This is a genomic window from Pseudomonas sp. H2_A10, from assembly GCF_054680085.1.
Window position 1 is genome coordinate 5,255,722 of record NZ_CP162821.1, and the last position, 13,228, is coordinate 5,268,949.

At 54.4% G+C, this 13,228-nt stretch carries 12 protein-coding genes; all 12 read right to left on the reverse strand.

Going from position 1 to position 13,228, the window contains the following annotated elements:
* Positions 1-8 precede the first annotated feature (8 nt).
* Positions 9-1,124, reverse strand: coding sequence for an EpsG family protein (locus AB4O23_RS24415; RefSeq protein WP_017526593.1), 1,116 nt, complete (start codon positions 1,122-1,124; stop codon positions 9-11).
* Positions 1,124-2,404, reverse strand: coding sequence for an O-antigen translocase (locus AB4O23_RS24420; RefSeq protein WP_135196692.1), 1,281 nt, complete (start codon positions 2,402-2,404; stop codon positions 1,124-1,126). The genes AB4O23_RS24415 and AB4O23_RS24420 overlap by 1 nt, the downstream gene beginning before the upstream one ends.
* The gene (gene rffA, locus AB4O23_RS24425; RefSeq protein WP_135196712.1) at positions 2,388-3,533 is read right to left on the reverse strand and encodes a dTDP-4-amino-4,6-dideoxygalactose transaminase; all 1,146 of its coding nucleotides are present in this window, start codon (positions 3,531-3,533) and stop codon (positions 2,388-2,390) included. The genes AB4O23_RS24420 and rffA overlap by 17 nt, the downstream gene beginning before the upstream one ends.
* 496 nt (positions 3,534-4,029) lie before the next feature.
* On the reverse strand, positions 4,030-4,275 hold the full coding sequence (locus AB4O23_RS24430; protein WP_017526596.1) for a lipopolysaccharide assembly protein LapA domain-containing protein: 246 nt from the start codon (positions 4,273-4,275) through the stop codon (positions 4,030-4,032).
* 24 nt (positions 4,276-4,299) lie between these two features.
* The gene (ihfB, locus tag AB4O23_RS24435) at positions 4,300-4,596 is read right to left on the reverse strand and encodes an integration host factor subunit beta (protein ID WP_003218804.1); all 297 of its coding nucleotides are present in this window, start codon (positions 4,594-4,596) and stop codon (positions 4,300-4,302) included.
* Positions 4,597-4,727: 131 nt separating this feature from the next.
* On the reverse strand, positions 4,728-5,012 hold the full coding sequence (locus AB4O23_RS24440) for a hypothetical protein (RefSeq protein ID WP_223496969.1): 285 nt from the start codon (positions 5,010-5,012) through the stop codon (positions 4,728-4,730).
* A 163-nt stretch (positions 5,013-5,175) separates the two neighbouring features.
* On the reverse strand, positions 5,176-6,861 hold the full coding sequence (gene rpsA / locus AB4O23_RS24445; protein ID WP_016975322.1) for a 30S ribosomal protein S1: 1,686 nt from the start codon (positions 6,859-6,861) through the stop codon (positions 5,176-5,178).
* Positions 6,862-6,980: 119 nt separating this feature from the next.
* Positions 6,981-7,670, reverse strand: coding sequence for a (d)CMP kinase (gene cmk / locus AB4O23_RS24450; RefSeq protein WP_135196693.1), 690 nt, complete (start codon positions 7,668-7,670; stop codon positions 6,981-6,983).
* A complete protein-coding gene (locus AB4O23_RS24455) occupies positions 7,667-9,877 on the reverse strand; it encodes a bifunctional prephenate dehydrogenase/3-phosphoshikimate 1-carboxyvinyltransferase (RefSeq protein ID WP_460150289.1) in 2,211 nt (736 codons plus the stop codon). Before AB4O23_RS24455 ends, cmk begins: the two co-directional genes overlap by 4 nt.
* Before the next feature lie 28 nt (positions 9,878-9,905).
* A complete protein-coding gene (hisC, locus tag AB4O23_RS24460; RefSeq protein WP_065877012.1) occupies positions 9,906-11,018 on the reverse strand; it encodes a histidinol-phosphate transaminase in 1,113 nt (370 codons plus the stop codon).
* 9 nt (positions 11,019-11,027) lie between these two features.
* On the reverse strand, positions 11,028-12,122 hold the full coding sequence (gene pheA / locus AB4O23_RS24465) for a prephenate dehydratase (RefSeq protein WP_065877013.1): 1,095 nt from the start codon (positions 12,120-12,122) through the stop codon (positions 11,028-11,030).
* Entirely contained in the window at positions 12,122-13,207 is a 1,086-nt protein-coding gene (serC, locus tag AB4O23_RS24470; protein ID WP_017526600.1) for a 3-phosphoserine/phosphohydroxythreonine transaminase, read from the reverse strand. The genes pheA and serC overlap by 1 nt, the downstream gene beginning before the upstream one ends.
* Positions 13,208-13,228 lie beyond the last annotated feature (21 nt).

Sequence of the window (13,228 nt, forward strand, 5' to 3'; positions counted from 1 at the left end):
GAGAAAAATTATAAAAAATCAAAAAAAATTTCAGAACCGCCCGTCCACCTTAAATTGCTGCTCAGATTCAAATAAAGTGCACCGAGGGCGTAGACAGCGACAATCAAGAAGCCATTTCTCTTGCCAAAAAGATGCACTGCAATCATAGGCAACAGTATATATTCAAACATTGATATACTCGCGTACCCGCGACCTGCAAGAATTGCAAAGTCGCCCAAGACAATTCGCAAGAACGTCGCGCAATAAAAAACGCAAAAAACGAGATTGAAAGTGGGATAGCTTACCTCCAGCTTTTTCCACCACACCCACCCAGCTATAATCAGAAGTAAATTCTTAATATTGACCATATCAAAAAGTGGCAATGCGTAGCCGTACTTTTCAGTGGTTAGATATGAGTCAATTTTTTCACTGATAAAACTGATGAACGCCATTTGCCGCAACAACCATTTCGAGTCAACAAAGGATGTCATCAAAACAAGAACTACCGTGAGCAACAGATACATCACGCGTGTTGGCCTGAGCATATACAACACGACAGGAACTATAAAAAAAGCCGACGACACGTGTACAGTCATCGCCAGCGCAAGATAAAACGCCAACAGCATATATTGTTTTTTATGAAGATACGTCGCGGCTAAAAATACTATGCCAGAGGCTATCCCCAGACGTATCGCGTTCAAGTCCTTCGCAAGATAAAAATGCGTAAAGTAAATCAGCATACCCAAGGCAAAGTAAGGAGAGAAATACCGAATACTCCTGACATTGAAACTTATCGCCGCCAGTGAACTGACCCCAAATAAAATATAAGAGTTTCTCGCTAACGCCGCGAGCGTTGAGAGAAGCATAAAGAAACCGAATTCGATATTAAATGTTGTATAGCTGTAATCACAATAAATATTGCTGCATTCCAAAATTGAAGGAATTTCATGCAGCATTGTCAGGTAAGCAAGATCGTCATTGCCCACACCGGCCACCCTGAAGGTTGCCAATAGGAAAAGCGGCACCCCCATCAGAGCAGAAACAACCGCTTGCGGCAGTTTCTGTTCACCCAGTATGTCCCACGCGGCGACGATGACCAGAAATCCGAATACGAGATACAGCGGGAGAAAAAACTGCATGCCCATCAGTTACGTGCCCAATAAATAAAACCGGCCATCGAAATCATAAAGTATATGATATATGCTAGCATGTAAGCATACATGACACCGTGCACCCCACCCACTTCGCGCCCTACAGTAAATGTCAAGCCGATAAAAAGTAGCGCCTGCAGCACTTCAGCCAAGATATATAGTTTCGTTGCCGCCTTCGCCACCGCGACGAAACCAACAACATAAGCAGAGACTTTAAAAAAATCGCCAATCAACTGATAAATTATATAGCCTTCCAATTCATGAAATTCGGAAGATAATAATGCTGGGATAAAAAAACTACGCCCAAAATAAAGAACACTACCGCCAGCTAAGAAAGCCGCCATTACCAATAGAAGAAATTTCACTACCTGGGCTTTAACCGCTGCTTTATCTTGAGTCGATGACACCAGCGGCATGTAATATGATGCTAAAAAAACGCTGAAAAAACCAATATACGCGCTCGAGAGCTTGATACTCCCTTGCCAAATTCCCGCCTGGGCATAGCCCACCTGCGTTATTAGCGATTCCCTGATGATTATTTCGACCACTGGAAACATTAAGGCGCTGACAAGCAGCATCAATCCGAATCGGGAAAAATTCCTGCCAAGTGTTATATCAAACTTCTGCCACTTGACCATTCTGAAAATCGACATCCTCCTCAGAAAAAACAAAGAAATGAGCGCGGGCATGGTAAACAATGACACCATTGCCATCGCTGCACCAGACACACCCCATGCAGAAATTAACCACCAGATTATGGGGAGCACAAGAATATTGGAAATAACCTGAACGCTGGCGTTTACCTTCAGTTTCCCTAGACCGTTAAAAAAACCGGAGAACAAAATATTGAACGCAAATACAAATTGAGCAAAGGCCAGCACTATAACAATCCAGAAGTCTTCACGCCGCCCGAATATTAGCGTCGAAATTTTTTCTGAAAAAACAAGCAGAAAAACAAACGCCACAAGGCAAAAACCCAAGGCGTAGAATATTGACGTCGAGAACAATTTGTACATTTTAAAATGACTTTCTTTAAACTCCGCGACGTACTTGATTACGCCGTGGCTTATACCGCCCCCTGCCAGCAACACAGCGATAGATACCAAGCTCATGAAATGACCCAGCTTGCCGAGGCCATCCGCCCCCATGTACACAGCGATTAATTTTAGTAAACAGAAGCCAACCAATATCTTTGACGCTTGAGCAGCGCTTGTAAAAAAAGCGCCGATCAGCATACCTCGGTTTGAGCCATCCAACTTACCGGCCGAGGGCATTAACTGCACCTATCACGGAATTGATAACATGCTGGATCTCAGCCTCTGTCATACCATGCCAGACAGGCAAACGAATAAGACGCTCGCTTTCCCTGGTAGTAAAACGGTCTTCACCGTTGAATCGACCGAGCAAAACACCTGCAGGCGCGCTGTGAAGTGGAACATAATGAAAAACCGCCCCCACGCTGGCATCCTTCAAATGGCTGAGAACTGCCCCGCGTGCAGCGATATCTTTTACTTTGATATAAAACATATGCGCATTGGCCACACAGCCATTTGGAATGGTCGGAACTTCAATCAGTCCCGTCGCCGCCAACTCTGCGAAGGCCGTACGGTAGTGCTGCCAAATACTGAGTCTAGAATCATTAATGAGCGTCGCGTATTCTAATTGCCCAAATAAATAAGCGGCCTGCAATTCCCCCGGCAAATAACTACTACCAATATCAACCCATGTATATTTATCAATCATACCTCTAAAGAACTGGCTGCGATTAGTACCCTTTTCCCTAATGATTTCGGCGCGACCAATAAAGCGCTTATCATTGATTAACAACAAACCACCTTCACCGCCACTGGTGTAGTTTTTTGTTTCATGAAAACTATAAGCAGCCAAATGCCCGATGGTCCCTAGCCAACGCCCTTTATAAGTCGACATCATGCCCTGAGCAGCATCTTCCACGACAAACAAGTCATGTCGCTGCGCAATATCCATGATCACATCCATGTCACAGGCAACACCGGCATAATGAACGGGCACAATCGCCTTAGTTTTTGTAGTGATCGCCGCTTCGATAAGCGTTTCATCAATATTCATTGTGTCTGGCCGAATATCTACAAAAACAATCTTCGCGCCTCGAAGTACAAATGCGTTAGCAGTACTTACAAAGGTATAGCTTGGCATGATGACTTCGTCACCCGGCTGTATATCTATCAAGATAGCAGCCATTTCGAGCGCTTGAGTGCACGAAGGTGTCAATAACGCTTTTTCACAAGAGAATGTTTTCTCAAACCAACGCTGACAACCAATGGTAAACTCACCGTCACCAGACATCTTGGCACTGCGCATGGCACGTATTACATATTGATCTTCGTTACCCGTATAGGGTGGTTTATTAAATGGAATCTGCATCGCGCTCACCGTAAAATTCTTTTGCTTACTGGGCTTAAGCCAAATATTGCTTAAAGACAAGACCCGCAAATAGAATTGATCGCGAGCCGATTAATTGCTGCCTCGGCATTTGTTCGAACACAAAACTGGAGGAGTTTTCACACAGATATGAGGGTATTCACAGTAGCAGATCGCCGGCCGAATCCCGCCTAACTACTAGCACTGAAAACGCAAGACGCCAGCTATCGTTGATGGGCTGCATTTTACCCGATAACCGGTGCGCTTTGAACCTTGACGTGGCGCTTTTATAACGCCAACCCTAGGCAATCTATCCGCAACTGACTGATTTTTATGAAGAAAATCCTAAGCTCAAGGTATCGATTAACTCGACTGAGCAAGAGGAAGGGCGCGCTTTCAGTAGAGCCCCTCCAAATAATGCGGGCCTCACTTGACGATTACCCGGAAGGAAAATAGCCCCTACACAACCCATAGGGAGAAGCGGTCGCGAGGAGGAACTTTATCCGCGCGCAGCCGACGCTCGCTTATTACGGCGGACACTGGCTGCCAATACGCAAAAAAAGGGACCTATCAACAACCCGACGATTAGCGCAGCGACGACATAAACGGCCACTGGCAGTTGCATGGTGGCCCACCCCAGGAACGAAAGAGAGACGCCTTGTTGGTTCTCCAACACAAAAGCTGCAACCATTAGTGCAACAGCTAGCACTACCAACATCAGAAAAACACGTTTAATCCCACGCATGACTTACTCCCACCCTAACGCCACTCAGACGCCTTCTTCCTCATCTTCATTCACCCGATCCCGCAGTTCCTTCCCCGGCTTGAAATGAGGCACAAATTTCCCATCCAGACTTACCGACTGCCCAGTCTTAGGATTGCGCCCTACCCGTGGCGCACGATAGTGCAGCGAAAAACTCCCAAATCCACGGATCTCAATCCGATCCCCGGTAGCCAGGCACTGGGACATTTGCTCAAGCATGGTCTTAATAGCCAACTCCACATCCTTGGATGAGAGCAGCCCTTGATGGGTGACAATTCGTTCGATCAACTCCGACTTCGTCATATTTTTCCCTTCTTTTTCAAGCAGCTAGGAAAAGCGCTTCGAAGGTTTTAGCATGACTTGATGAATTTGAACAGCCCATGCATAAACTTATCTGCTGGTTAAATAAACACCTGAATAGAACACAAAACCTCTCAATTGCATATGACGAGCATCTTGCGAGTAACCGCGCCGGCGGGGTTCCAGCCGAACAGGTAGTCGCCCTCCTCATCCTTGGCGTCGCTGGATCGAGTGATGACCTTATAGCCCTGCATCTTGCATTCACGAGCGGCGCGCCTCTCGCACTTATCCCAGCCGTTGCCAAGACCGGAGCAGTCGACCTCTATGCCGCTGACGCCGCGCCTGGCGTGAGTTTTGGCGCTGGTGACTGAGCAGCCTGCAAGCATTATCACTGCGAATATTACGATAAGCTTGTTCATTGAAATCCTTATTAAAACAACAACAAAACGGGTAACGCTTTTACCAAGACTATAGTCAGTTCTGACCCCGAGCTAAATGCCTTGGTTCTCGCTTGTTGATTCAACAAATTGCAGGCACAAAAAAAGGGCGACCGAAGTCGCCCTTTTTACAGCCTTACAGAACTTAGTTCTGCTTAGCCATAGCTTCGCGCAGCAGGGAGGCCATAGTGGTCTCGCCTTGTGCAGCTTCCGGAGCCGATTTCAGGCTCTGGATTGCTTCTTTCTCTTCCACTTCGTCTTTGGACTTGATGGAGAGCTGGATTACACGGCTCTTGCGGTCAACGCTGATGATCTTGGCTTCTACTTCCTGACCTTCTTTCAGAACGTTGCGCGCGTCTTCAACGCGATCACGGCTGATTTCGGAGGCTTTCAGAGTCGCTTCGATATCGTCGGCCAGAACGATGATGGCGCCTTTAGCGTCAACTTCTTTCACAGTGCCTTTAACGATGGCGCCCTTGTCGTTCTCTTGAACGTACTCGGAGAACGGATCGCTTTCCAGTTGCTTGATGCCCAGGGAGATGCGCTCGCGCTCTGGGTCAACCGACAGGATAACGGTGTCCAGCTCGTCGCCCTTCTTGAAACGACGAACAGCTTCTTCGCCAACTTCGTTCCAGGAGATGTCGGACAGGTGAACCAGGCCGTCGATGCCGCCGTCCAGACCAATGAAGATACCGAAATCGGTGATCGACTTGATGGTGCCGGAGATTTTATCGCCCTTGTTGAACTGGCCAGAGAAATCTTCCCATGGGTTAGATTTGCACTGCTTGATGCCCAGGGAGATACGACGACGCTCTTCGTCGATGTCCAGAACCATAACTTCCACTTCGTCGCCGACTTGTACGACTTTCGAAGGGTGGATGTTCTTGTTGGTCCAGTCCATTTCGGAAACGTGTACCAGGCCTTCCACGCCTTCTTCCAGCTCAGCGAAGCAGCCGTAGTCGGTCAGGTTGGTTACACGCGCGGTAACGCGAGTGCTTTCTGGATAACGGGCTTTGATAGCAACCCATGGATCTTCACCCAGTTGCTTCAGGCCCAGGGAAACACGGTTGCGTTCGCGATCGTATTTCAGAACCTTGACATCGATCTCGTCGCCAACGTTGACGATTTCGGAAGGATGCTTGATACGCTTCCAAGCCATGTCGGTAATGTGCAGCAGGCCATCGACGCCACCCAGATCGACGAATGCGCCGTAATCGGTGAGGTTCTTGACGATACCTTTGACTTGTTGGCCTTCCTGCAGGGATTCCAGCAGAGCTTCACGCTCGGCGGAGTTTTCTGCTTCCAGGACGCTGCGACGGGAAACGACAACGTTGTTGCGCTTCTGGTCGAGTTTGATGACCTTGAATTCGAGTTCCTTGCCTTCCAGGTGCGTGGTGTCGCGCACTGGACGAACATCGACCAAAGAACCTGGCAGGAACGCACGGATGCCGTTAACGTCGACAGTGAAGCCGCCTTTAACCTTACCGTTGATAACGCCCTTGACCACTTCTTCAGCTGCGAAGGCTGCTTCGAGAACAATCCAGCATTCAGCGCGCTTGGCTTTTTCACGGGACAGCTTGGTTTCACCGAAACCGTCTTCAACCGAGTCCAGAGCAACGTGAACTTCGTCACCGACATTGATTGTCAGATCGCCAGCATCGTTGTAGAACTGTTCCAGCGGGATCAGAGCTTCAGACTTCAGACCAGCGTGAACGGTTACCCAGCGAGCTTGGTAATCGATATCAACGATAACACCGGTGATGATGGAGCCTGCCTGAAGGTTCAGGGTTTTTAGGCTTTCTTCAAAGAGTTCCGCAAAGCTTTCGCTCATTTTAATTCCTGTTGATAAGGGCGAAGAATACGCCCATCTCCACACCCCAGACGGTGTGGGTCAGTTTCAGTTAAAGAAGCCACCGCAGGACTATGACTGGTCCCCTGCGGCCTTCTTGATCACCCGGCGATATCGCGAATGGCGATTTCGCTCAAGATGCGTTCCAGCACCTGCTCGATGGACAGCTCCGTGGAATCCAGCTGGATGGCATCAGCCGCCGGCTTTAGCGGGGCTACTGCGCGCTGGGTATCACGCTCATCGCGTGCACGGATCTCATCTAGCAGACTCGACAGACTAACACCATCGACTTTGCCCTTCAACTGCAAGTAGCGGCGGCGAGCCCGTTCCTCGGCGCTGGCTGTCAGGAAAATCTTCAGCGGCGCCTCGGGAAATACCACCGTGCCCATGTCGCGACCGTCGGCCACCAGGCCCGGTGGTTCCTGAAAAGCCCGCTGACGCTGCAGCAGCGCATCACGCACCGCCGGCAGCGCGGCAACCTGGGACGCCCAGGAGCCGACCTGCTCGTTGCGCAGATCATCGGTCACATCATCACCTTCGAGGATGATGCGCTGGGGATGGCCTTCCGTCGCCCCGACGAACTGCACATCAAGGTGCGCCGCCAGTAGCTTCAGGGACTCTTCGTTGGTCAGGTCGACGCCATGATTACGTGCGGCAAATGCCAGCAGGCGATAGAGCGCGCCGGAATCCAGCAGGCACCAGCCCAGGCCCTTGGCCAGGATGCCGGCGATCGTGCCTTTGCCCGAGCCGCTTGGCCCGTCGATGGTAATCACCGGAGCTTTGATATTCACAATTGAGCCTCTTGGGCAACACGCATGCCGACATGGGCACACAGTGTAAGAAAGTTCGGAAAAGACGTAGCAACATTGGCGCAGTCATGGATACGAATCGGCGCCGTTGCCCGCAGGGAAGCGACGCTGAACGCCATGGCAATGCGGTGATCGCCGTGGGCATGTACATCACCGCCGCCTATCGGGCCGCCGTCAATGATAATCCCATCAGGGGTCGGTTCACACTTCACCCCCAGCGCCAGCAGACCGTCGGCCATCACCTGGATTCGGTCGGACTCCTTCACACGCAACTCTTCAGCGCCACGCAAAACGGTCCGGCCCTCAGCGCAGGCCGCCGCCACAAACAGCACTGGAAACTCATCGATAGCCAACGGCACCAGCGCTTGAGGAATCTCGATACCCTTCAGCGCAGCCGCACGTACACGCAGGTCAGCAACCGGCTCGCCACCCACTTCGCGTGGGTTTTCCAGGGTGATATCGGCACCCATCAACCGCAGGATATCGATCACACCGGTTCGGGTCGGATTGATTCCCACGTGCTCCAGCAACAACTCGGAGCCTTCGGCAATCGAAGCGGCCACCAGGAAGAACGCCGCTGAAGAAATATCCCCCGGCACTTCAATGTGGGTCGCTGTCAGTAAATGGCCCGATTCCAGCGATACGGTAGCGCCCGGCACTGCCACCGGATAACCAAACCCGCGCAACATGCGCTCAGTATGGTCGCGGGTCGGCGCAGGCTCCGTCACCGCGGTGACGCCTTTGGCGTACAACCCGGCAAGCAACAGACAGGACTTGACCTGAGCACTGGCCATCGGCAGCGCATAATTCATGCCTTTCAACGATTGCCCACCACGGATGGTCAGCGGCGGACATCCTTGCGGGCCTGTCTCGATCAACGCCCCCATTTCCCGCAAGGGCTTGGCCACGCGATTCATCGGGCGCTTGGACAGCGACGCGTCGCCCGTCAACACGCTGTCGAAACTTTGCGCCGCCAGCAACCCGGCCAACAAGCGCATGGACGTACCGGAGTTCCCCAGATAAATCGGCCCCGGTGCAGCCTTCAAACCATGCAAACCCACGCCATGAATGGTCACGCGCCCATGGTGCGGGCCCTCGATGACCACCCCCATGTCGCGAAACGCCTGCAAGGTGGCCAAGGCATCTTCACCTTCAAGGAAACCTTCGACTTCGGTCACGCCTTCAGCCAACGAACCCAGCATGATCGACCGATGGGAGATCGACTTGTCGCCCGGCACGCGGATACGCCCGCTCAAGCGACCGCCCGGGTTGGCGATGAAGGTCAGCTCATCGGCATTCACAGCTGTTTCCATATAGGCCCGGCGCGCCAGGATCTTGCTGAAGTGCTCTCGCGCCACTCGTGCACGCGTAAACACGCCCAATAATTGATGGCCGTCCCCCGCATCGACCGCGTCGCGCAAAGCGTCGAGGTCACTGCGAAAAGTGTCCAGAGTGCGCAACACCGCTTCGCGATTGGCGAGGAAGATGTCGTGCCACATCACCGGATCACTGCCGGCAATCCGCGTAAAGTCGCGAAAGCCACCGGCGGCGTAACGGAAAATATCCAGGTTCTCGTTGCGCTTGGCCAAAGAATCCACCAGGCCGAACGCCAGCAAATGCGGCAGATGGCTGGTCGCAGCCAAGACCTCGTCATGACGCTCGACCTGCATATGCTCGACATCCGCTCCCAGCTCACGCCAGAGACGATCTACCACCGCCAACGCGGCCGGATCGGTTTGCGCCAACGGCGTGAGGATCACTTTATGCCGACGGAACAACTGCGCATTGGACGCCTCCACCCCGCTCTGCTCGGAGCCTGCAATCGGATGGCCCGGCACAAAGCGCGCAGGCATGCCGCCAAAGGCCAGTTGCGCGGCGCGCACCACATTGCCCTTGGCACTGCCGACATCCGTGAGAATCGCGCCGCCCAACTCCATGCCGGCCAGCAACGCCAACAGTTTTTCCATGGCCAGGATCGGCACGGCGAGCTGGATCACGTCGGCGCCCTGGCATGCGAACGCCAGGTCGGCCTCACACCGATCCACCACCCCCAACTCAACGGCCAGCTTGCGCGATCGCGGGTCCAGGTCCACACCGACCACTTCGCCGCATAGCCCGCTTTCGCGTAGGCCTTTGGCGAAGGAGCCGCCGATCAACCCCAGGTCGACCACCACCAGGCGACCGATCATAGGCACAACAGGTTGCAATGCAGTGACATCAACCACGAGCCAGAACCTTGGCCAGCGCCTCCAGGAAGCGGCTGTTTTCAGCCGGCAAACCGATGGTGATGCGCAGGTGGTTCGGCATACCGTAGTTGGCCACCGGACGCACGATCACGCCTTCACGCAACAGCCCCTGGAACACCGGGGCCGCCACCTGGCCGAGGTCGACGCAAATGAAGTTGCCCTTGGACGGAATCCAGCCCAGGCCCAAATCACGGAAGCCATCCTGCAACTGCAACATGCCGCTTTCATTAATGCGTCGACCTTCTGCCAGGTACTCGGCATCTTTCAACGCCTCACACGCCGCCGTCAGGGCCAGGCTGTTGACGTTGAACGGTTGGCGCACGCGGTTCAGCACATCAGCCACCACCGCCGTGGACAAACCATAACCAACGCGCAACGACGCCAGGCCATAGGCCTTGGAGAAGGTGCGCGACACCAGCAGGTTCGGGTAGGCCGCCAGGAAGTCCAGCCCATCCGGCAGGTCGCTGCCTTCGGCGTACTCGATGTAGGCCTCATCCAGCACCACCAGCACATGCTCCGGCACGTCTTGCAGGAATTCATTCAGCGCCGCTGCATCAAACCAGGTACCGGTCGGGTTGTTCGGGTTGGCGATAAACACTACGCGCGTCTGGGCATCGATGGCCGCCAGCATCGCGGGCAGATCGTGGCCCCAGTCTTTGGCAGGAATCACGCGGGCTTGAGCGCCAACGGCCTGGGTGACGATCGGATAAACCGCAAACGCGTGCTCGCTGAACACCGCATTCAGGCCCGGCGCCAGGTAGGCACGGCCGACCAGCTCGAGGATGTCGTTGGAGCCGTTACCCAGGGTCACCTGGTTCAGCTCGACACGACACTTTTGCGCCAGCAGCGATTTAAGAGCAAAACCATTGCCGTCCGGGTAGCGGGTCAGCTCGGCCAGCTCTTCACGAATCGCCACCAACACCTTGGGGCTCGGGCCGAGCGGGTTCTCATTGCTGGCTAGCTTGACGATCTTTGAAGGATCCAGGTTCAACTCACGCGCCAGCTCGTCCACAGGCTTGCCCGGTACGTAAGGCGACAGTTGTTGCACGCCCGGCTGAGCCAGGGCGAGGAAGTTGCCACTCATGTTAACGCCTCACAAAACCGCTTTCGGGTAAGAACCGAGCACCTTGAGCGCCACGGCTTCCTGACTTATTTTCTCCAGCACGCCCTTGACCAGCGGGTCGCGGTGATGGCCGATGAAATCAATAAAGAACACGTAGGTCCATTTACCGCTGCGCGAAGGCCGCGTCTCGATGCGTGTCAGGTCAATCCCGTTGTCGTGGAATGGCACCAGCAACTCATGCAACGCGCCGGGCTTGTTGCTCATGGAGACAATGATCGACGTCTTGTCATCGCCGGTCGGCGGCACTTCCTGGCTGCCGATCATCAGGAAACGCGTGGAGTTGTCCGGGCGGTCCTCGATTTTCTCGGCCAGGCGCGTCAGCCCGTAAAGGCCCGCCGCCATATCACCGGCGATCGCCGCCGAATTCCACTCACCCTTGACCCGCTTGGCCGCTTCGGCATTGCTGGACACCGCCACCCGCTCGACATTCGGATAATGGGCGTCCAGCCACTTGCGGCACTGAGCCAGGGATTGGGCATGGGAATAGATACGACTGATGCTGTCGGTCTTGGTGTTCTCCCCCACCAACAAGTGATGGTGGATACGCAACTCGACTTCGCCACAGATCACCATGTCGTGCTCGAGGAGGCTGTCCAGCGTGTGGTTGACCGCGCCTTCGGTGGAGTTTTCCACCGGCACTACGCCAAAATTCACCGCGCCGGCCGCCACTTCACGGAACACTTCGTCGATGGCTGCCATCGGCTTGCTGATCACCGCGTGGCCGAAGTGCTTCATGGCCGCCGCCTGGGTGAATGTGCCCTCGGGCCCGAGGTAGGCGACCTTGAGCGGCTGTTCCAGGGCCAGGCACGAAGACATGATTTCACGGAACAACCGCGCCATTTCTTCGTTGCCCAACGGCCCCTTGTTGCGCTCCATCACCCGCTTGAGTACCTGGGCTTCACGCTCGGGACGGTAGAACACCGGCACCTCACCTTCCGCCAGGGACGCCATCTTCACCCGCGCCACTTCCTGGGCGCAGCGCGCGCGCTCACTGATCAGTTCCAGGACTTTCTCGTCCAGGCTGTCAATGCGCACGCGCAGGGCCTTGAGCTCTTGTTCAGACATTAGCCGTGTTCCTTTTCGAACTCTGCCATGTAGGCAACCAGCGCGTTGATCGCGTGAATGTCGACGGCGTTATAGATGGAGGCACGCATGCCGCCCACCGAGCGGTGGCCCTTGAGGTTCAGCAGGCCGCGCTCGTCGGCGCCGGCCAGGAACGGCTTGTCCAGGCGGTCGTCCGCCAGGCGGAACGGTACGTTCATCCATGAGCGGTCGGTGAGGTTGATCGGGTTGCTGTACAGGCCGCTGGCGTCGATAAAGTCGTACAGGACGCGCTTTTTCTCTTCGTTGAGCTTGCCCATGGCCGCCACGCCGCCCTGCTCCTTGAGCCATTCGAACACCAGGCCCGACAGGTACCAGGCGAACGCCGGCGGCGTGTTGTACATCGAGCCGTTATCGGCCGCGACCTTGTAGTTGAGCATGGTCGGGCACAGCGAGCGCGCGCGGCCCAGCAGGTCTTCGCGGATGATATTGACCAGGATGCCGCTAGGGCCGATGTTCTTCTGGGCGCCGGCATAGATCATGCCGTACTTGGAGACGTCGATCGGGCGCGAAAGGATGTCCGAGGACATGTCGCACACCAGCGGCACGTCCCCCACTTGCGGCACCCAGTCGAACTCCAGGCCACCGATGGTTTCGTTCGCAACGTAGTGCACGTAGGCCGCGTCCTTCGATAGCTTCCACTCGTTCTGACCGGGAATGGCGAAGTAGTCGTAGGGCTTGGCGGTGCCTGCCACGTTGACATGCCCGTAGCGCGAAGCTTCTTCGATGGCCTTCTGGCCCCAGATACCGGTGTCGATATAGTCGGCGGTGCCGCCTTCCGGCAACAGATTCAGCGGGATTTGCGCGAACTGCTGGCTGGCGCCGCCTTGCAGGAACAGCACTTTGTAGTTCGATGGGATGTCCAGCAAGTCGCGCAGATCCTGCTCGGCCTTGGTGGCAATGGACACGAACTCATCGCTGCGATGGCTCATTTCCATCACGGAGAGGCCTTTTCCATGCCAGTCGAGGAGTTCACCCTGCGCACGCTGCAGGACTGCTTCAGGAAGCGCCGCGGGACCGGCACAGAAGTTATAGGCTCTCTTGCTCACATCCAATCTCACTCTGATCTG